This is a genomic window from Beijerinckia mobilis, from assembly GCF_000745425.1.
Taxonomy (GTDB): domain Bacteria; phylum Pseudomonadota; class Alphaproteobacteria; order Rhizobiales; family Beijerinckiaceae; genus Beijerinckia; species Beijerinckia mobilis.
The window spans coordinates 163,237-183,458 of the sequence record NZ_JQJH01000002.1 but is presented as its reverse complement, the minus strand read 5'-3'; the positions used below and the strand labels follow the sequence as shown (position 1 = coordinate 183,458).

19 protein-coding genes are annotated in these 20,222 nt (G+C 59.3%); 6 read left to right on the top strand and 13 right to left on the bottom strand.

All coding sequences use genetic code 11. The features are described 5' to 3' along the window. Positions 1–399: 399 nt before the first annotated feature. On the bottom strand, positions 400–1,035 hold the full coding sequence (locus DL88_RS03035; RefSeq protein ID WP_051955526.1) for an SCO family protein: 636 nt from the start codon (positions 1,033–1,035) through the stop codon (positions 400–402). Between the two features lie 265 nt (positions 1,036–1,300). On the opposite strand from DL88_RS03035, the gene DL88_RS03030 reads away from it, so the two are divergent. Then, positions 1,301–2,389, top strand: coding sequence for a CobW family GTP-binding protein (locus tag DL88_RS03030; protein WP_034991500.1), 1,089 nt, complete (start codon positions 1,301–1,303; stop codon positions 2,387–2,389). Between the two features lie 141 nt (positions 2,390–2,530). Then, on the top strand, positions 2,531–3,580 hold the full coding sequence (locus DL88_RS03025) for an NADP(H)-dependent aldo-keto reductase (protein WP_034991497.1): 1,050 nt from the start codon (positions 2,531–2,533) through the stop codon (positions 3,578–3,580). A gap of 193 nt (positions 3,581–3,773) precedes the next feature. Here DL88_RS03025 and DL88_RS20110 read toward each other — a convergent pair whose 3' ends face one another. After that, a complete protein-coding gene (locus DL88_RS20110; RefSeq protein ID WP_034992121.1) occupies positions 3,774–4,079 on the bottom strand; it encodes a hypothetical protein in 306 nt (101 codons plus the stop codon). Positions 4,080–4,484: 405 nt separating this feature from the next. Between DL88_RS20110 and DL88_RS03015 the strand changes: the two genes are divergently transcribed. Then, on the top strand, positions 4,485–5,216 hold the full coding sequence (locus DL88_RS03015) for a hypothetical protein (protein WP_034991495.1): 732 nt from the start codon (positions 4,485–4,487) through the stop codon (positions 5,214–5,216). Between the two features lie 1,243 nt (positions 5,217–6,459). Beyond that, complete coding sequence (locus DL88_RS03010) at positions 6,460–7,053, top strand: GcrA family cell cycle regulator (RefSeq protein ID WP_034991493.1); 594 nt, start codon at positions 6,460–6,462, stop codon at positions 7,051–7,053. Positions 7,054–7,360: 307 nt separating this feature from the next. Here the strand turns inward: DL88_RS03010 and phoB are convergent, their stop codons facing one another. The 11 genes from phoB to DL88_RS02955 form a co-directional block, all read right to left on the bottom strand. Continuing rightward, positions 7,361–8,122: a phosphate regulon transcriptional regulator PhoB gene (gene phoB / locus DL88_RS03005; protein WP_084704847.1), complete on the bottom strand. Its 762-nt coding sequence runs from the start codon at positions 8,120–8,122 to the stop codon at positions 7,361–7,363. Further along, the gene (gene phoU / locus DL88_RS03000; protein ID WP_034991491.1) at positions 8,119–8,847 is read right to left on the bottom strand and encodes a phosphate signaling complex protein PhoU; all 729 of its coding nucleotides are present in this window, start codon (positions 8,845–8,847) and stop codon (positions 8,119–8,121) included. Before phoU ends, phoB begins: the two co-directional genes overlap by 4 nt. A 39-nt stretch (positions 8,848–8,886) precedes the next feature. Continuing rightward, the gene (gene pstB / locus DL88_RS02995) at positions 8,887–9,660 is read right to left on the bottom strand and encodes a phosphate ABC transporter ATP-binding protein PstB (protein WP_034991489.1); all 774 of its coding nucleotides are present in this window, start codon (positions 9,658–9,660) and stop codon (positions 8,887–8,889) included. Beyond that, the gene (gene pstA / locus DL88_RS02990; RefSeq protein ID WP_034991487.1) at positions 9,657–10,511 is read right to left on the bottom strand and encodes a phosphate ABC transporter permease PstA; all 855 of its coding nucleotides are present in this window, start codon (positions 10,509–10,511) and stop codon (positions 9,657–9,659) included. Before pstA ends, pstB begins: the two co-directional genes overlap by 4 nt. A gap of 116 nt (positions 10,512–10,627) precedes the next feature. After that, positions 10,628–11,617 carry a phosphate ABC transporter permease subunit PstC gene (gene pstC, locus DL88_RS02985; protein WP_156970904.1) on the bottom strand — a complete coding sequence of 330 codons (990 nt, stop codon included), beginning with the start codon at positions 11,615–11,617 and terminating at the stop codon, positions 10,628–10,630. A 345-nt stretch (positions 11,618–11,962) separates the two neighbouring features. Next, the gene (gene pstS / locus DL88_RS02980) at positions 11,963–13,066 is read right to left on the bottom strand and encodes a phosphate ABC transporter substrate-binding protein PstS (RefSeq protein ID WP_084704905.1); all 1,104 of its coding nucleotides are present in this window, start codon (positions 13,064–13,066) and stop codon (positions 11,963–11,965) included. Positions 13,067–13,527: 461 nt separating this feature from the next. Then, positions 13,528–14,487 carry a site-specific tyrosine recombinase XerD gene (locus DL88_RS02975; protein ID WP_034991484.1) on the bottom strand — a complete coding sequence of 320 codons (960 nt, stop codon included), beginning with the start codon at positions 14,485–14,487 and terminating at the stop codon, positions 13,528–13,530. Between the two features lie 9 nt (positions 14,488–14,496). Beyond that, positions 14,497–14,643 carry a histidine kinase gene (locus tag DL88_RS02970; protein WP_034991482.1) on the bottom strand — a complete coding sequence of 49 codons (147 nt, stop codon included), beginning with the start codon at positions 14,641–14,643 and terminating at the stop codon, positions 14,497–14,499. Between the two features lie 241 nt (positions 14,644–14,884). Continuing rightward, positions 14,885–16,201: a tRNA (N(6)-L-threonylcarbamoyladenosine(37)-C(2))-methylthiotransferase MtaB gene (mtaB, locus tag DL88_RS02965; RefSeq protein ID WP_051955523.1), complete on the bottom strand. Its 1,317-nt coding sequence runs from the start codon at positions 16,199–16,201 to the stop codon at positions 14,885–14,887. Then, positions 16,198–17,058: a diaminopimelate epimerase gene (gene dapF, locus DL88_RS02960; protein WP_034992105.1), complete on the bottom strand. Its 861-nt coding sequence runs from the start codon at positions 17,056–17,058 to the stop codon at positions 16,198–16,200. Before dapF ends, mtaB begins: the two co-directional genes overlap by 4 nt. A 275-nt stretch (positions 17,059–17,333) precedes the next feature. Then, on the bottom strand, positions 17,334–18,224 hold the full coding sequence (locus DL88_RS02955) for a bestrophin family protein (RefSeq protein ID WP_034991479.1): 891 nt from the start codon (positions 18,222–18,224) through the stop codon (positions 17,334–17,336). An 868-nt stretch (positions 18,225–19,092) separates the two neighbouring features. Here DL88_RS02955 and pal point away from each other — a divergent pair. Together pal and arsC are read left to right on the top strand one after the other, a co-directional pair. Beyond that, positions 19,093–19,638: a peptidoglycan-associated lipoprotein Pal gene (gene pal, locus DL88_RS02945; protein WP_084704903.1), complete on the top strand. Its 546-nt coding sequence runs from the start codon at positions 19,093–19,095 to the stop codon at positions 19,636–19,638. A gap of 40 nt (positions 19,639–19,678) precedes the next feature. Further along, positions 19,679–20,029, top strand: a complete 351-nt coding sequence (gene arsC, locus DL88_RS02940; RefSeq protein WP_034991475.1) for an arsenate reductase (glutaredoxin) — start codon at positions 19,679–19,681, stop codon at positions 20,027–20,029. Positions 20,030–20,222 lie beyond the last annotated feature (193 nt).

The window sequence follows — 20,222 nt, the reverse complement described above, 5'->3', positions numbered from 1 at the left end:
ACTTTGTTGTATAGTCTAGACTTTCGGGAAAAGTACCGGTCCGATCAAGGATCGGATTGGGGCCCCGGACAGGCAAGGGCCAGCAACATCTGGAGACTATTTGGATCCTGCCTGACGGCCCTGCGCCGGACTACAGAGCCCTGTCGTCAACTCCCTCTCGCCCTCATCAGCGGCTTCGCATGCCCACAAGAGGCCGAAGCAACGGCATCATATTTTCATGCAAGGGATTTGAGCGATCCATTCGCCTGTGATGATCGTGATCGGATACATCCTGCGGCGAGCCGAATGTTTACGCATATGCCATAATCCAGGCGCAGATACATCAACAGCTTCAATCGGAAAATTGAGCCTGATGGGAAGCGGCAACAGCCCTGCGCCCGCACAGGCGGGTGACAATGATCAGAAGGATCCTGTATAAGCCTCAAGCTCACGCGCGGCCGCCTTCGGCTCGCGCTGAAGATTGAAAGCATTCACGAAACGGCCGGACCGATCGAGCAGATAAACAATCGCCGTGTGGTCCAACGTATAGTCGTCTTTCGCGCCGGGAACCTGCCGGCTGTAAACTCTGTAGGCCTTGGCCATGGCCCCGACCTCTTCCTTGGTTCCGGTCAGGCCGAGAATGCGGGGGTCGAAATTCATCATATAGTCCCGCAGCACCTCTGGCGTGTCGCGCGCCGGATCCAGCGTCACGAAAATGCCGCGGATCTTTGCCTCCTCCCCCATCGCCTTGAACGCCGCCGTCATGTCGGCAAGGGTCGTCGGGCAGAAATCAGGGCAGTGCGTATAGCCGAAAAAGAGCAGCGTCGGTTCGCCGACGAGATCCTTTTCCGTGACTTTGCGGCCGTCGGCGGCGATCAGCGTGAAAGGCCCGCCGATGCCTGGCGGTTTCACTCCCTCCGGCGGATTGGAAACGAGACCGAAAGGATCATGCCCGGGCAAGATGATGAGCGCCGTTGTGGCGATGACCGCCACCATCACCGCGAGAACGGCGACCAGGAGACCGGTGGGCGGCAGCAGCTTTGAAGGCAAGGTCATGCTTTTTTCTATGCAAAAATCTGGTGCCATTCCACTGAAAAATCGTTGAAACATCCGCCTGCAAAGGACAATTGGCCGGTCACGAAGAAGGCGTTTGGATTGGACGCTGCGCCTGGGCTAGAATAGCCGCCAGTGTGACCTATCTCACGACCAGAAAGATCGGGACTTGCGGGCCAAATCGCCGGGCCGCCCTTAGCGGCTTACTCCCGATACATCATGCTCATGCGGATTGGCATCATTCCAAATCCTGTCCCCGGAGGTTTTCATGGCGGATCCGACGCCTGCCGAAAAAATTCCCGTCACCGTCCTCACCGGTTATCTCGGCGCCGGCAAGACCACCTTGCTCAATCGCATCCTCAGCGAGGACCATGGCCAGAAATTCGCCGTCATCGTCAATGAATTCGGCGAAATCGGCATCGACAATGATCTCGTCGTCGGCGCCGACGAGGAAGTGTTCGAGATGAACAATGGCTGCATCTGCTGCACGGTGCGCGGCGATCTGATCCGGATCATCGAGGGCCTGATGAAGCGGCGCGGCAAATTCGACGCGATCATCGTGGAAACGACCGGGCTTGCCGATCCGGCTCCCGTCGCCCAGACCTTTTTCGTCGATGCGGATGTCGAAAACGCCGCCCGCCTCGATGCTGTCGTCACCGTCGCCGATGCCAAATGGCTCGCCGCGAGACTCAAGGATGCGCCGGAAGCAAAAAATCAGATCGCCTTCGCCGATGTCATTCTCCTGAACAAGACTGATCTCGTCACCCCGGCCGAACTGGCCGAAGTCGAAGGCCGTATCCGCGCGATCAACCCTTATGCGAAATTGCACAAGACCCAGAATTGCGCCGTGCCACTCGACGCCGTCATCGGTCGCAATGCCTTCGATCTCGACAGGATTCTGGAGCTCGAACCCGATTTCCTGAAAGCCGATACACACGATCACACGCATGATCATGGTCACGATCATGGGCACAACCATGAGCATGATCACCACGATCATGATCACAAGGGCCATGATCACGGGCATGACCATGGCGAAGGGCTAAAACATTATCACGACGAGGAGATGCAATCGGTTTCCGTCACACTCGACGGCGCTGTCGATCCCGACAAATTCCTCCCATGGCTGAATGATTACGTCCAGAAGGAAGGGATTTCGATCCTGCGTTCCAAGGGCATTCTCGCGTTCAAGGATGAGCCGAAACGCTTCGTTTTCCAGGGGGTCCACATGATCCTCGACGGTAATCTGCAGCGCGACTGGAAACCCGGCGAAAAGCGCGTGAGCCGGATCGTCTTCATCGGACGCCACCTCAAGGAAGCCGAGATCCGCCAGGGTTTTCTCGCCTGCGCGGCCTGACAATCGATCAATCCAAGCAAGCAAGCCAAGCAATCAACCAGCCTTCCGCTTGAGGCCTCCGACGAGGCGGCCTCAAGCGGAAGGATCCATGAAACGCCCGGCAGGCCCGCAAAGCCCGCCGGGACGGCAGGAGTGTGCAGAATGGAACGGCGTCAACTCGGCCGGACGGATCTTTCCGTCTCGGCTCTGTGCCTCGGCACCATGACATGGGGTCAGCAGAATACCGAGGCCGATGGCCACGCGCAGATGGATTATGCGGTGGACCATGGCATCAATTTCTTCGATACGGCGGAAATGTATTCGATACCGCCGAAGCCCGAGACACAGGGCTCGACGGAACGCATCATCGGCAGCTGGTTCAAGGCGCGCGGCAATCGCGACAAGATCATTCTGGCATCGAAAGTCAACGGCCGCAGCGATTCCACCTGGCTGCGGCCCGACGGTTCGAAGACGCGGCTCGATCGCAAGAATATCGAGGCGGCAATCGAGGGATCACTGAAACGGCTCGGAACCGATTACATCGATCTCTATCAATTGCATTGGCCCGACCGGCCGCTCGCTTTGTTCTCCAGCCAGACGACGACCTTCAAGGACAAGCCGGAACCGCTCGAAAATCCGATCGAGGAAACCGTGGAAATCCTCGGTGATCTCGTGAAAAGCGGCAAGGTCCGCCATATCGGCCTCTCCAACGAGACCGCCTGGGGCACCATGCGTTTCGCCGCTGCGGCGGATGCCGGGCGCGGACCGCGCGTCGTCTCGATCCAGAACGCCTATAATCTCTTGAACCGGACGTTCGAGATCGGCCTCGCCGAAATCGCCGTGCGCGAGGACATCGGTCTTCTCGCCTATTCGCCGTTGGCGCAAGGCTATCTCACCGGCAAATATCAGGGCGGCGCGCGTCCACCGGGCGCCCGCACCACTCTGTTCGATCGCGGGCAGCGTTATGAAAAGCCGGCGGCCGCCGAGGCGATCGACGCCTATCTCGCGCTCGCCAGGGAATTCGGTCTCGATCCGGCGCAAATGGCGCTTGCTTTCGTCACCTCACGTCCCTTCGTCACCTCGAATATCATTGGTGCGACGACGATGGAGCAATTGAAGACGGATATTGCTTCAATCGATATCAAGATCGCTCCCGATCTCGAGAAACGCATCGATGCGATTCATCAGGTGCACAGCAATCCCTGTCCCTGAAAAGTCGGATCTTTCCAATCTGCGCGTTTCGGAGCCATCCAGAAACGCTCCGCTCACAAAATTCAGAGCATGTTCGGATGTTTCCGAACTGCTCCACCTGGAAAAATGATAGCATTTTCAGGGACATAGGATCGCGGAGCGATAGAGACAAAATGCTCTCGCTCGTCCTTCACCAATTCTTGGGCTGCCCCGATCAATGGGCGCTTTTGACCGCCTTGAAAGCCGTGAGACTCGCGAATTTGCCGCGCGCTTCACCATCGGTGCTCAATCCATGCGTATGGCACCAATGCGGAAATTCTTCCGGATCGATCAGAGCGCGTACCGCCGCCGTGCCCTCGCTTTCGACACGCATTTCCGTGGCTTCCGCCTTCACGCGCCATTCGTCAAAGTCACGAGGAAAACTGTCGCCATCGACCATGATGTCGAGAATATCGGGATAAGCCGCACGGGTATACCAGGGAATACCTATAGCGATCGGTTTGGTCGCTGGATCATCCATTATCGAGAACCCTTGCCAGAAGACTGGAGCATCGCTCGACAAAACGGTTTCGGGAACAATGCCCTCTCCTTGAAAGCGCATCGCATGCCCGGAATGGAAGCCTTTTCCGGTTTGATGCCGCCTCGAAGACCAGCTGATAATGGCAAAGGTTTCCCGGGAGCTCAAGCCCGGTGGCCGGCGAAACGATGATCCCGAAACGATGCTGTCGAAACGCGCATTGACAAATGCACCGGTAGGGTCTTTGAGCCTGCGGCGGCGTTCTTCCCGGCTGCGCGTTCCGGCTGCACGTTTCTGGCATGGCGCCATCAGCAGCCTTGCGTGGCTAAAGCCACCGTTGACTGGAGCCTCAAGCCACGATCCGACGTTTGATACGGCGCGATCCCAGAGACATCGAACGGGAAAACCATGTCTGAAATTCTGCAACGAAAAACCCGTATCGATACGGCGATCGTCGAGCACGACGCCACGGCCTTCGTGCGCGATCTTCTCGGCTGGCTTGAAGCCACGGCCTATATGAAGGTCCTGCCCAATCTTCATAAACTCGGGCTTGGCAAAGGTCCCATTCCGGAATTATCCAATGCCGATCTGCGCGAGGAATCCCTGCGCAATACAGCCGATGACACGGTCATGGCCTTCTGCATCAGCGCCGCGCTCGCCGGCGACAAGCCCGCGCTCGACTCCATGCACGCGCAAATGACAAAACGGTTCGGCCCGCTCTATCCCGGTTCCTCTGCCGTCGCGCACTGCATTCAGGTCATCGACCCGATCGTCACGCTCGACGACGCGGTCGGCCAATTTCTCATGACGCTCTTTGCGGGCAAGGCTATCGACACGCGCGATATCTGGAATATCGGGCTGCGGCTCCTGCAACGACTCCGCTCATCCAATTTCGTCCATGAGCTCTCACCGCTCGTTGCCCACTGGTTGCGCGATCAATGGAGCCGCGCGATCGAACAACAGAGATTCAATCTGGTGCGACCGAGAAGCAGCGTGCCGGCGATAGAACAGGCGCTCGCCGATCCGATGAACGACCAGCCCTTCATTGCCGCTCTCCTGCTTGCGAGCGCTGGCGCAATCGACCAGGATATAGAACCGGAATATCGCCGCCAGCTCGCGATCATCGCCGAGCGGAAATGAACCTTAGAGCATTTTCGGTTCGGATTGAATCGCTTCGCGATCTCATAACCCTGAAAATGCTCCGTTCTTGTGGAGCGTTTCTGGATATATCCGAAACGCTCTAGCCGAATTCGGTTTCCCCCGACAAAGCCAGAAAACGCGCGCCCTCTCGGCTGCCTATTCGGTCTCGAACCCGGCCTCGATGCTCATGACGCATTGAGAGATCCCGAGAATTCAATGCCGGGATTGCCCCCGCGTCTGCCGGGTAGCAGCGTTCCGCCGGGCTTTACCGCTCCCGACAGATCAGGATCAATAAGATTTGCTGTAAAGCATGGGCAGCGAACAGTTTGATCATGCTGAAAGCCGCGCGACCAGAGTCTGGCCGTGACTGATAATGAGTCATTTTTGCCAGCCTCCTGTTGAAAAGATGTTTCCGCCATCAATTCATCCCTCAAGGAGACTTGCGGGAGATTCGCCGGCTAGTGTAGCGTATTTGCGATCTTGAATGCACCGGCGCCCTGCTCACGCCGTATATTGATGATAATTTTCGCAATCTTCGGCATGCAACGGGATACGATCCCGGAACAGACCAGGCTTCGGTTAGCCGCATTGACAAGATGGAATGAGACATTTTTTCAATCGAACTGACTTTAAGACTTTTCTTTACCAGTCTCGTCACGATGGCCAAGCCGGTTTGGATGCGGCCACCGCACCTGTACAAGACTTTTCGGGATGATCCGGCGCCACACGGCCAATTGAATAATGGCCATCAATAAAGGGGCCCGCAAACGTTCGTCTGGGCAAAATTGACTATCCTGCCATCCAAATAAGCCAATTCTCTCGTGCATTGTTCACGATGTGCTTATCGGCCGGCAGAGGCTTTATTGGAGACTTCGTTTCAACTTCAGCAAGGGTGCCTCCCTCACCATTCCACAAACAGGCTCGTTCCTGTCATTTGGGTTGGTGCAATCTGGACCCTTTTCCAACCGGCGGGATCACATTGTCACTCCGCCCAAATTGCTACCGACCGATCGTCATTTCACGTTCATGTGGCCGTCGACATTCGAGACCGTTTTCGTGAATGCCCTCGGTTTCACCTCCTGGGCTTCGGCATCTGCTACCTTTTCCAAGGACAGCGGAGTGCCATCTCGGAGTCTTAGGCAATTCCTTCCTGGAAGGAGACCGGCATCCGGCATCCTTCTTTTCACAAACCGGCCTCCCTCACCAGCCGGTTCGACTGTATGAAAATTCCAAGGAGATATTGATGTCCTGGACCGATGAACGGGTCGAGCTTCTTCGCAAGCTGTGGCTCGATGGTTTGAGCGCCAGCCAGATCGCCGCCGAACTGGCTGGCGGGCTCACGCGCAATGCCGTGATCGGAAAGGTGCATCGCCTCGGCCTGTCTGGACGGACCAAAAACGGCACTGCGAGCGAAGACGAAGAACCCGTTGAAGCCGCAGTGCAGGAAATGCCGGAACAGCAGGTGGAAACAGCGATCGCCCCGCAGACGGAAATCCATACCGCAGCAGTCACCCCAACCGTTGCCCCGCCGGTCATGCAGATGGTCATCGGCAATACGGTCGTCGCCGTCGAACCGGAAGCAGAAGCCGCCCCGGTTCCGGAACCGCTGCCCAAAATCGACGTCATCGTCCCGCTGTCGGAACGCGTGACCATTCTCGAATTACGGGAATCCACTTGCCGTTGGCCGATCGGCGATCCAACCCAGCCGGAATTTCGCTTCTGCGGCGCTTATAAGATGCCGGGTTCTGGTCCCTATTGCGCCCATCATTCCCGTATTGCCTATCAGCCGCAACAAGATCGCCGTCGCGCCGCCAAGGTGCAACAGAAATCGGCCTGACATTTCAGGACAGAGCCGAAAAGACCATGTTTTTCGGTTCTGTCCGTCATCAATAGAGATGTTTGCGCAGAAGTTACGGATTTGCCGGAAGGAAAATCCATTTTCGGCATGATCCCGTCGAGCCGAATGCGTTCAGACGGAATTGCGCGCACACACGTATTTGTGCGGCTTGCCGCCGCCTGCGGTCGCGCAGGCCAAAAGGCGACGATTCAGCGACTGTGGTGAGGGGCGGCAACAGCCGAACCCAGTCCTTACCAGCTTTCTCGATGAATTTTGCAGCCGAGCCCGAGAGAGCGGCTGCCCGTCATCACCGGCCAAAATGTTCGTCGAAGGAATAGCCCGCGCCGCGCACCGTGCGAATGGGATCCGGCTCATCGCCGATGGATAAAGCCTTGCGCAGGCGTCCGACATGCACATCGACCGTGCGCTCATCGATTTCCGCCGCCTCACCCCAAACGCTGTCGAGCAATTGCGCGCGGGAAAAGACGCGGCCGGGCCGGCCCATCAGATGGTCGAGAAGGCGGAATTCGGTCGGGCCGAGATGAACATGACGATCGCCACGCTGCACGCGCCAATTTTCCCGGTCCAGTGAAAGATCGCCGGCGGTCAACAGGCCGGTAATGCGATCCGGGCGCGAACGCCGCAAGAGCGCACGGACCCGCGCCATCAGTTCCGGCACGGAGAAAGGCTTGACGATATAATCGTCGGCGCCCGTTGCCAGTCCACGGACTTTCTCGCTTTCCTCGCCCCGCGCCGTCAGCATGATGACGGGCAAAGTCCGTGTCCGTTCCCGCGCACGAATACGTCTGCAGATTTCAAGACCCGAGACGCCCGGCAGCATCCAGTCGAGCAGGACGAGATCGGGGAGGTTTTCCTCGAGCCGGCTTTCCGCCTCATCGCCGCGTTCGAGGCTTTCGACCTGAAACCCTTCGGCTTCGAGATTATAGGTCAGCAAAGTGCTCAGCGCCGCTTCATCCTCGACGAGAAGGATACGCGTCGTCGAAGAGGCTGTTTTCGCACCTCGTGTCGTGACAGAACCTTTCTGGCCGATTTCCGCGATCTGATTCATGCATTCACCGTCGTCGAGAAGTCTGACATGTCGGGGCGGCCCTTGGGACGCTCGGTCGGCAGATTTTCCCCCGTGACGAGGTAGACGACCGTTTCCGCGATATTGGTCGAGTGATCACCGATCCGTTCGATATTTTTCGAGCAGAACAGGAGATGCGTGCAGAAGGAAATGTTGCGAGGATCTTCCATCATGAACGTCAGGAGATCCCGAAATACGGAATCCTCCAGCGCATCGAGTTCGGCGTCGCGCATCCACACGGCCCGCGCCCGCTCGGCATCGCGCAAGGCATAAGCGTCGAGCACGTCCTTCAGCAGGATCGACGCCGTCTCATACATGGATTTGAGACCGATGATCGCCCGCGGGATACGCATTTCCGACGAGATCTTGATGGCTCGCTTGGCGATGTTCTTTGCAAGATCGCCAACCCGTTCGAGATCTCCGGAGATACGGATCGTCGCGATCACCTCCCGCAGATCGACTGCGAGCGGCTGCCTCTTGGCAATGGTCAGGATCGCCTGTTCCTCGATATCTCGCTGCAAAAGGTCGAGGCGGGGATCGTGGCTCACGGTCGCCCGGGCGAGATCGGTATCGAGATTGGCCAGGGAATCCATGGCATCGGCCAGCATTTTTTCTGCTATGCCGCCCATTTCCGCGATCTTGCGCCCGAGGATCTCGAGCTCCTTGTCATAGGCCCGCACAGTATGGGTAGTGGTGGAGTCCGACATAGACGCTCTTTCCTCGTATATAGGGACGGCGCGAAACAATCAGCCGAAACGGCCTGTGATATAATTCTGCGTCTCCTGCCGTTCCGGCGTCGTGAAGAGACGCGAGGTCACATCGAATTCGATCAGATCGCCAAGATACATGAAAGCCGTATATTCCGATACACGGGCCGCCTGCTGCATGTTGTGGGTAACGATGATGATCGTGTAGGTGTCCTTCAATTCGTCGATCAATTCCTCGACTTTCGCGGTCGAGATCGGATCAAGAGCCGAACAGGGCTCGTCGAAGAGAATGACTTCCGGCTGGATAGCTACGGTACGGGCGATGCAGAGGCGCTGCTGCTGACCACCCGAAAGGGCGAGCCCACTTGCATGCAGCTTGTCCTTCACCTCGTTCCAGAGAGCAGCACCCTTCAGCGCGGTCTCCACGCGATCATCGAGTTCCGACTTGGGCAATTTTTCATAGAGCCGGATGCCGAAGGCGATGTTCTCGTAAATCGACATGGGGAAGGGCGTCGGCTTTTGAAAGACCATGCCGACACGCGACCGCAAAAGATTGAGATCCTGTTGCGGCGCCAGAATATTTTCACCGTCGAGCAGAACCTCACCTTCGGCGCGCTGCCGCGGGTAGAGGTCATACATCCGGTTCAGAACCCGGAGAAGGGTCGACTTGCCGCAGCCGGAAGGCCCTATCAAGGCGGTCACCTTGTGGGCGTAAAACGGCAGGCTGATGTTCTTCAGGGCAAGTGAGTCGCCATAATAGAAATTGAGATTGCGGATCGTCAATTTCTGCGGCAGCGGGGCATCCGAATTCATTTAGCGATCTTTCTCGTGCCGAGGACGCGGGCGATAATGGACAGAATAAGAACCGAGAGCGTGATCAAAAGCGCGCCGGACCAGGCCAGCCGCTGCCAATCCTTGTAGGGGCTCAGCGCGAACTGGAAGATAATGACCGGCAAACTCGCCAGCGGCGCATTCAGATCAGCGCTGAAGAACTGATTGTTGAGCGCGGTGAACAGCAACGGCGCGGTCTCGCCACTGATGCGAGCGGTGGCCAGAAGCACACCGGTGATCAGGCCGGAGAGTGCGGCCCGATAGGTCACTTTGGTGATGACGTAGGAGCGCGGCATGCCAAGTGCCGAGGCGGCTTCTGTCAGCGGACGCGGGACGAGCAAAAGCATATCCTCGGTCGTCCTGGTGACGATCGGGACCACAAGCAGAGCCAACGCAAACACACCCGCGATGCCGGAGAAATGCCCCATGGGCGCGACCACGATCTCATAGATGAAAAGACCGATCACGATCGATGGCGCGCTCAGCAGAATATCATTCAGAAAGCGGACAGAAGTCGTGAATTTCGACCCGCGTCCGTATTCCGCCATGTAAGTGCCAGCGAGCAGACCCAGCGGCGTACCGACCAGAACACCGAGGAAAGTCAGGATCAGGCTGCCGACGATGGCGTTGAGAAGACCGCCGGCGCTGCCCGGTGGCGGCGTCATCTCCGTGAAGACCGCCATATTGAGACCGGAGAAGCCTTCGTAAAAAAGCGCGCAGAGGATCAGAAACAGGCTGAAAAGACCGAAACCGGTCGCGGCATAACATAGCGCGAGCCAGAATTTGCTTTTGCGGTTGCGCCTTGCATAGAGAGTCGCGGCGTGAGTACTCATGAAAGATCCTTCTCCGTCCCCGCAACATCGCAACGGTGTTGCCCCGCGGACAGGAAACATGCCGGCAATAAGGTCGGAATACCGCTATCGACAAAATGCACCATGGCAATCATCCCTTACACATGCGCCTGGGCGCGCATGAGCAGCAGCCGGGCGAGAGCCAGAACGATGAAGGTGATGACGAACAGAATGAGACCGAGGCTGATCAGCGCCGAGGTATAGAGGTCGCCGACTGCTTCGGTGAATTCATTGGCGATCGAGGCGGAAATCGTGGTGGCCGGCGCAAACAGCGAAGTGGAAATGCGATGCGCATTGCCGATGACGAAAGTCACCGCCATGGTTTCGCCGAGCGCGCGGCCGAGCGCCAGCATGGCGCCACCGGCAACGCCGGTAGTTGTATAGGGGATGATGACCTTGGTGATGACTTCCCATTTGGTGCAGCCGATGCCATAGGCTGCTTCCTTCAGCACGGCGGGAACGGTCTGGAAGACGTCACGCGAGATCGAGGTGATGAAAGGCAGAATCATCACCGAGAGGATGACGGAGGCTGTGAGCAGACCGATGCCATAGGGCGGACCGGCGAACAGCGAAGACAGGACCGGAACCGGCGCGAAAGCCGAAATCAGCGCCGGTTGTACATAGGCCTGCAGGAAAGGGGCGAGAATGAACAGGCCCCAAAGGCCGTAGATGATCGAGGGAATGCCGGCGAGAAGTTCGACCGCGATACCGATTGGCCGTTTCAGCGCATCCGGGCAGAGTTCAGACAGGAAGATGGCGATGCCGAGGCCGACTGGCAAAGCAATTGCCATGGCGATGACGGATGTCACGAGCGTTCCGTAAATCGGCGCCATCGCGCCATATTTATCGGAGACCGGGTTCCAGGCTTCCGTGACGAGAAAGTCGAGGCCAAAGGCGCGGAAGGTCGGCAGCGAGCCAATGACGAGGGAAACGATGACGCCGCCGAGAAGGACGAGAATGGTCAAAGCCGCCGAGAAGGTGATGAACCGATAGAAGCCATCGCTGCTTTTAAAGGCCTTGAAGACACGTTCGCGCTGATCCTTTCGCACGGTGGTAAATGCCTTACTTTCCGCCAGGATATCGACCACGCTCTATTCTCCCTCTAACCGCTTCCCGATAACCGCCCTGACCGTGCGGAACGTTCCCCGTCGTAATTCCATGCTTCTTCCAAAGAGGACGGCGCTTGCAGTTACGACGGAATGGCCGGAGCAAGCGTCACTGGACGAAATTGGGACGAGGGTGGGACGAAGCTCAATGGACAGGTAAAAACTTCAGCCTCTTCCCTTCTATTCCGGCCGCAAGAAAAGCCAACCGGAATCCCCGCCTCGACTCTCCATGCTGTTTCTGCTTGGAAGCAGGAGCACCGCTCGTAAGCGATGCCCATAGGAAATTTTGTCTCAGTTCACCTCGCGCAAAACGCGATGGTTCAAAGATCAGTGCACCAGCGGCTTGCCATCTGCGCCCTTGATGTCGGCAGCCCAGGTCTTTTCGATGAGCTTGATCACCGATTCCGGCAGCGGGACGTAGTCGAGCTTTTCGGCCATCGGCGCGCCATGGGCGAAGGACCAGGCGAAGAATTTCAGCGCGGCTTCGGCGGCGGCCTCATCCTTGGGCTCTTTCGGCAGCAGGATGAAGGTCGCGGCGGTGATCGGCCAGGAAGCGGCACCGGGCTCGTTGGTCAGGATCTGATAGAAACCGGGCGAATTGGCCCAATCCGCATTGGCGGCGGCCGCCTGGAAGGAAGCGGAGGTCGGCTCGACCTTCTTGCCTTCGCGGTTCACCAACCCCGTATAGGTCAGCCCGCTCTGCTTCGCATAGGCATATTCGACATAGCCGATCGCGCCCTTGGTCTGCAGCACGTTGTTGGCAACGCCTTCATTGCCCTTGGCGCCGATGCCGACAGGCCATTCGATGGCGGTCGAAGCACCGATCTTCGACTTCCAATCCGCCGAAACTTTCGACAGGTAATCGGTGAAGTTGAAGGTCGTGCCGGAACCGTCGGAACGGTGCACCACCGCGATCGCCGTGGAAGGCAGCTTTACGCCAGGATTGAGCGCCTTGATGGCCGGATCATCCCAGGTCTTGACCGTGCCGAGGAAAATCTTCGCGAGCGTTTCGCCATCGAGGACGAGGCTGCCCGGCTTGATGCCGTCAAGATTGACGACCGGAACGATACCGCCCATGACCATCGGCCATTGGACGAGACCGGCCTCGGCGAGTTCCGGAGCCTTCAGCGGCGCATCAGAGGCGCCGAAGGTCACCGTCCGGGCCTTGATCTGCTTGATGCCGCCGCCGGAACCGATCGACTGATAGTTCACGCCGACACCGGTTTCCTTCTGGTAGGCCTCGGCCCATTTGGCATAGACCGGGAAGGGGAAAGTGGCGCCCGCACCCGTGATGGTGACAGCAGCGGCATTGGCTGATCCGGCGGACGAACCAAGCGACGGACCGAAGGCCGGCAGAAGCGAGGTGGCGAAGCCGAAGACAGCCGCGGTCAGCAGCGTCCTTCTGACGATGCGGAGATGCGAAAGAGTCATTGTAAGCCTTTGCACCGATTGAGGGCGTAGAAAGTGGACGCGCAAATGATCATCGAATTGGGCATGGACCATGGGCCCTTTCGGCGATCCCGGTGAAGGCGTCCACCGCTAAGGCAATCTCGATCTGACCGGGTGGCCGGAACGCATTGCCTGGACCGGCTGAAGCCAAAGGCTCGAAGCGCATATTTCCGACTGATCGGCAGAGGCTGTCGAAACCTCGGCACCGGCGTTCCGAAAACATCAACCTCGCGCCATCGGCCCCTGCGGTTCCGCAGGCTCTTTATGAAACCGATATGACAGGGGCATGACGAACCAGGCCCCGGGAGAGTGTTTTATGAACCCCGCCGGCCTGCCGGTACTCCTATTCACATTTCCGTAATTGCCTCTCGGCACCCTGATTCCGTCCCGGCGGCCGCATCGGCGGGCACAGGCATCAGCGCCGCACCCCCCTCCCCCGCCCTTCAGCTCTCCTCACCGCGTTCGGCTGTGGCAAGCGGGTGAAGATCCCGTACCATGGCCTTCATGCGCTCATCGAGAACATGCGTATAGATCTGCGTCGTCGCAATATCGGCATGGCCGAGCAGTTCCTGCACTATCCGAAGGTCGGCGCCATTTTGCAGGAGATGACTGGCGAAGGCATGGCGCAGGACATGCGGGCTGATGCGCTCCGCATCGATACCGGCGGCGGCGGCCACGAGTTTCAGATCACGGGCGAAAGCCTGACGGCTCAGATAGCCGCTTTCGCTGTCGGCGGGAAACAGCCAGGATGTCTCGGTAAGACCGGCCTGTTTATGGTGCAACAGCGTGCGATAGAGATCGAGGGCGCGCCGCGCCGCTGGCGGCAGCGGCACCAACCGCTCGCGCCCTCCCTTGCCGCGCACCGGAAACAACGGATCCTTGACGGCAGCGACCGAGCGCGGCAGCGATACGAGCTCGGAAACACGTAATCCCGTCGCGTAGAGAAGCTCGAGCAGGCAGGCCGTGCGCGCCGCCCGCACGCGTTCCCCAAGTGGACGCGTCTCGTCGTCGAGCCCCTCCTTCGAAACCGCGAGCAGATGATCGACTTCAGCCATGGTCAGCGTTTTCGGCAGGCCGCGCCCGCATTTCGGCCCTTCAAGGATCAAGGCCGGATCGTCGGCGCGCAACGCTTCCGACACGAGAAAACGATGCAATTGCCGGATCGCCGAAAGCCGCCGCGCACTGGAACTGGCCTTGAGGCCACGCGCCTCAAGGCTGCCGAGATAATGGCGAATGTCCTCGCTCGTCGCCTGGGCCAGACTGGTGCCGCGCTCCGCGAGCGCCGCGGCATAATCGGCAAGATCGCGGCGATAAGCATCGAGCGTGTTGCGCGCCGCGCCACGCTCGGCGGCGATCATGTCGAGGAAGGCGTCGATCTGCGCGCTGGAACGCGGTGCGGACAAAACCGCCTCCTATTTGGCATTGAGACGCTGGGCCGGCACAGTCTGGCTCATCTCCCGCGGCTGCGGCTCGACGAAAGTCACGAGCGCCCAAAGGGCGGCATAGCCGAGCCCCGCGAGAATCGCCACCGTGACAAGAAAACGAAACAAGCTCGGCACCGCACCTCTCCGATGAATGATTGGAAATGCCCGAGCGTTTCGGATGTCTCCGGCAACGCTCCCTCGGAAGTCCTCACATTTTCAAGGCAATGAAATCGCGCAGCGATTCACCCTATCGGAAAATGCTCGAGAGCCTGTTCGGATGTTTCCGAACTGCTCCACTTGAAAATGCTGTAGAGCAGGATAGCGCGGATTGGTTTAGGGAGACTTTCTAGCAGGCCAACGCCTCGAGCATTGGCTTTCAAACCCGCCGCCCGACCAGAATTTCACCGTCACTCCCCTCAACCATCGCCTCGACGAACAGGCCAGGCGCAACGCCGGGAAGCCGCATCAGGGAGAAATCCTCGGCCCGCGCGAAGCTACCGCGCTCGGTGAGCAGGCGCAATCGCTGCCCGATCTTACCTGCAAGGTGATGCGCCAGCCGCCCCGTTCCTTCCTCGCGCAACAGGCGCGCGCGCTCCTTGACGACGGCCGGTGCCAGCGCCGGCATACGCGCCGCCGGCGTGCCCGGCCGTGCCGAAAAGGGAAAGACATGCAGATAGGTCAGACCGCATTCCTCGATCAGAGCGCGCGTCTGTTGAAAATCTTCTTCGGTCTCGGTCGGAAAACCGGCGATGAGATCGGCGCCAAAGACGATGTCCGGACGCAGACGGCGCAATTCGGCACAAAAGGCGATGGCCTCATCACGGCCATGACGCCGCCGCATGCGTTTCAGGATCAGATCCGACCCCGACTGCAAAGAAAGATGCAGCGAGGGCATCAGCCGTGCCTCTTCAGCAAAACAGCGCAGGAGAACCGGATCGGCCTCGATGCAATCGATCGAGGATAGGCGCAGACGCGGCAAGGCCGGCGCGGCGCGCAGCATCTGCCTGACGAGATCGCCAAGACGCGGAGCGCCCGGCAAATCCGCGCCATAGGAGGTGAGATCGACGCCGGTCAGGACGATTTCGCCAAATCCCTGCTCCGCCAGTTCCCGCACCTTGGCGCAGGCTTCCTCGACCGGAACCGAGCGCGAGGCGCCACGGCCAGCCGGAATGATGCAGAAGGTACAGGCATGGTCGCAGCCGTTCTGCACCGCGAGAAAGGCCCTTGTATGATCCTGCGTACCCGCCACGACGGAGAGATTGGAGGATCCATCTTCGTCCCCGGCGAGGTCGATTGGCCCCGGTGCGGAGGCGGCTTCACCCCCATCGATAGCGCGGCGCAGCCGTGCCCAGGTCTCGGCCCGCGTCTTGTCCCGGTTGGCGATGAGCGCGCCGACCTCCGGCATGGCGCGATAGAGTTCCGGCTCGGCCTCGGCGCCGCATCCGGTCACCACGATGCGTGCCCCGGGGCGCTGCCGCTTCATGCGGCGGATGGCCTGACGCGTCTGGCGCGAGGCCTCGGCGGTGACCGCGCAGGAATTGATGATGACGAGATCATCGCAATTCTGCGCCTTGGCGGCGCGGCGCATGGCTTCCGCTTCCACCAGATTGAGGCGGCAACCAAAGCTCAACGTTTCGCCCGAATCCGGCGTGGCAATTGTTGCGCGCCCGAAATCGCCAACAGGATCGCTCATGGAATCGCCTGAAACAGAGCCGGGTCGAGCGATGTCTCGAATTCGAAGGTCACTGGACCCGTCATGATGACGTGATCGTCGCTTGCGCGCCATGCAATAGTCAAATCGCCACCGGGCAGGCTGATCCGTGCCTCCCGCGCCGCAAGACCGCGCCGGACGGCTGCAACGAGCGTCGCGCAGGCGGCAGAACCGCAGGCAAGCGTCGCCCCGACGCCGCGTTCCCACACTTTGAGCAGAATGTGATCCGGCTGTTCAACCTTCGCGACGGAAATATTGGCCCGGTCCGGAAACAAGGGGTGATATTCGAGAGCCGGCCCGATGAGCGCGAGATCACAGGCATCGAGATCGTCGACGAACAAAACCGTGTGTGGATTGCCCATATTGACCACGGAAACCGCCCGCAGAACCGCCGGATCGATCGGCGGCAGGACGGCGAGATCCTGAGTCAGATCCACGGCATCGGTATCACCGACCGCATGACGGAGTGGAATCCCCTGCCAGGCGAAGACCGGCCGGCCCATGTCGACCGAAAACAGGCTCTCGCCGAGCCGCTCGCAAGCGAGCAGGCCAGCCGCAGTCTCCACCACGAGTTCGCGGGTTCCGGCAAAAGCCTCGTTCTGCCACAGCGCCCAGGCGACGCATCGCGTTCCATTGCCACAGGCACCAGCGAGCGACCCGTCGCGATTATAGATGCGGATAAAAGCCGCCGTGCTAGAACTCACCGGATCATGCAGCACCATGAGCTGATCATAATGCAGGCCCTTGGCGATGCCGATCGAACGCGCCTCCGCCGCGCTGACCTCGGTTGCCGTGCCGCGCAGATCGAGCACCAGAATGGCATTGCCGAGTCCGTTCATCTTTTTGATGCGCCGATGGGCGAGTGCGCTCGCGACCGCGCTCACATTTGAGCTCACAAGGGGCCTTTCCGTTCAATTCCGGACCTGACGTCCGCCCTGCTGGAGGCACCCGGCCAACGCCATGCGCCATTCCCGACGCCCCTCATATAATGGATCGCGGCGGTGGAAGGAATTTTCCTGAACTTCTTATACCAGGTCTCAATGGGAGCGCCTCATTGAGACCTGACTGATTGAGACCTGGCCCCAGCGACTGCAGGACAAGAGCTATCCCCTGATCACATCAGGACGCCGTTTTCGGGCACCATCGGCGCCGGAGCCGGCTCGCCGATCGTCTGCAGGAGATCAATCTCGATCGTCTTGCACATGGAGGTCATCGGCACGTCATGCACGGTATTGCTGAAAGGATCCTTCAGGTCGTCGCCGATCTGCAGGGCGGCGATGAACATCAGACCGACGAGCGTCGAGCCGAGCGGCGTCAGAACGCCAAGATCCGAGACGATGGCGATCGGCAAAAGCACACAGAAGACGCGGGTGAACATCTGCGGCAAAAAACGGAAATGCATCGGCAGCGGCGTGCGCTTGATGCGTTCCATACCGCCCTGCGCATTGGCGATATCGACCATGGTCGATTCGATGCGGACGCGCCGGTAACTATCAGTAAGCGAGGCGGCCTGGGCGAGATGGGTCGCCGTCGTATTCAGAAGCGCGTTGGGAATGTTCTTCATGCCTATGAGGCCCTTGACCTCATCCGGCTTGAGAAAAGGGGCAATTTCCGGCATCGGATCCTGGCCCCGCAACATGCAGCGCAAGGCATGCACATAAGCGATCTGCCGCAGCACGATTTGCCGGGCGAGCGCCGTCCCCTTGCCATCATCCTCATCGATCAGGGTGATTGCCTGACGCGCAAGGCTGCGCGAAGCGTTGATCATCAATCCCCATAGCGAACGCGCTTCCCACCAGCGCGCATAGGCGCTGTTATCGCGAAAGCCGAGCACCAGCGCGAGCGCAGTGCCGAAAAGGGTCATCGGCAGTTCGATCTCGAGCAGTTTCGGCGCGAAAGTGAAATAAGCGATCGTGACGATGACGTCCCATACGAACAAGAGCAGCAGGGGCGGCGTCACTTCCTGGACGACGCGACCGAATGATGGGGTATCGGAAATAATCATGGGCGGGCAGTACTTTCGGCAGGAACAGATGGCGGATCAGGAAGGGCCCTCTGGGAACAAGGCGAAGGACGGTAAACCGGAAGGCATCCTGCGGGAACGAGCCCCCGGGCGGCGTCCTGTCAGGATCATGGCTTCCGGGCCGGGAATTCAAGCACGGCGGGCGTTCGACCATTAGGAATCTCACATGCGGACTCACATGGGAAATTTCACAGGCCGGGGAGATAGAGGGGCGGTCCAGATGGAACGATGACGGGTCGCGACAACAATCCGGAAATGCCCGGATTCATCGGATCATTGCGTCCCCTTTCCTTCCCGAATTCCGGCAAACCTTCCAGCCCGCAAATCGTCCCGCGCAATATGCTTGAATAGCATGGCTTCTTATCAAATAGGTGGCGATCATTTTATTAAAGTGCCTCTCTATGGCCGAATGGCGGCTTTTCCATCCCCCTCATTATCCCTGCCGACCGCATATCCGAGGCTACCAGCGGAACGGCATGCGGCAGCCGGATCTCGCCCTGAATCAATGGCACAGCGTATCTGAGGAAACCGGCCCGAAACTTGACGGCAAGCATGATGGAGAGTCCGACGAATTGTCCCATTTCGGGACCGCCCCATTTGTGCCATTAATCACTCGTTAACCATAAAGCCCGATGGTCGAGGGTGAAACTGCCGGGAAGGCGCTCCTTCGGGAATGCAAAACCTTCGTTAACCCTCTTCGGCTTAAGACGAAGGGACAAGGTTTCCCCTCGATTTTGACGAAAATGCTGAAGGCGCCCACAGGGCTGCCCACCGCATGGTCGAGGCGATCCTCGAACGACCCGCGATGCGGGAACCAGCGGCATTCAGACGGAACATGAGGGAGTTTGGTATGGGTTTTCACATGAGCGTGGGAAGCCCCGGCGCGAGAATCTTCGGCGCACGCGGCGTCAAGCTCGCCATGGCGCTCAGCGTCGCTCTTGCGATCGCCGCCTGCGCCAAGAACCCGGCTGACGATCCAACCGCGCTGGCCGGTTATGGCGCCGGCGGGCGCGGCGGCGCGGCGACCCCCGGAAGCCCGCAGGATTTCGCCGTGAATGTCGGCGACCGCGTTTTCTTCGAAAGCGATTCCAGCGAGTTGACGCAAACTGCCCAGGCGACGCTCGACAAGCAGGCGCGTTGGCTGCAGCAATATAACCGCTACAATTTCACCATCGAAGGCCACGCCGACGAACGCGGCACCCGCGAATATAATTTCGCGCTCGGCGCCCGGCGTGCGGAAGCCACGAAGAATTATCTCGCGGCACGCGGCGTTCCCGCATCCCGCATGCGCACCATCAGCTACGGCAAGGAACGCCCCGTCGCCACCTGCGACGACATCTCCTGCTGGTCGCAGAACCGGCGCGCCGTCACCGTGCTCGGCGCCGGCCAATCCTGATCGGTGCATCGGCAAAGAAGAGCCGCAGGGAACTCACGGGATGAGCGTGACGATCTTTCACAACCCGTCCTGCGGCACATCGCGCAAGGTGCTTGCCGCTTTGCGCGAGGCCGGAATAGAGCCTGACATTCGGCTCTATCTGAAACAGCCGCCTTCCCCCATCGAGCTGAAGGATCTCCTCGGCCGGCTCGGCATGGAGCCGCGCGCGCTCATGCGGCGGAAGGAGAAACTCTATAAAGAGCTCGGCCTCGACGACAAAAGCCTCGATGACAAGGCGCTGATCGAGGCCATGAGCCAGAATCCGAGCCTCATCGAACGGCCAATCGTCATAAGGGGCGATAAGGCCGTTCTCTGCCGGCCGCCGGAAAAGGTTGCGGAAGTGCTTGGCTGATCCTCGAAGCAGCCCCTCCTCCATCACCAAAGCTCCAAACGAAAAGCCCTTCTCCTCATCGGGGAAGGGCTTTTCGTTTTATGGCGAGCAACACAACACAGCCTTGGGCCGCAGTGCCGTTCAAGCCCAAAGTCTTGAGCGACACCTGCCGGAAAGCCCCCTTACAGCGTTTCTGATTTATCCGGAAACGCTG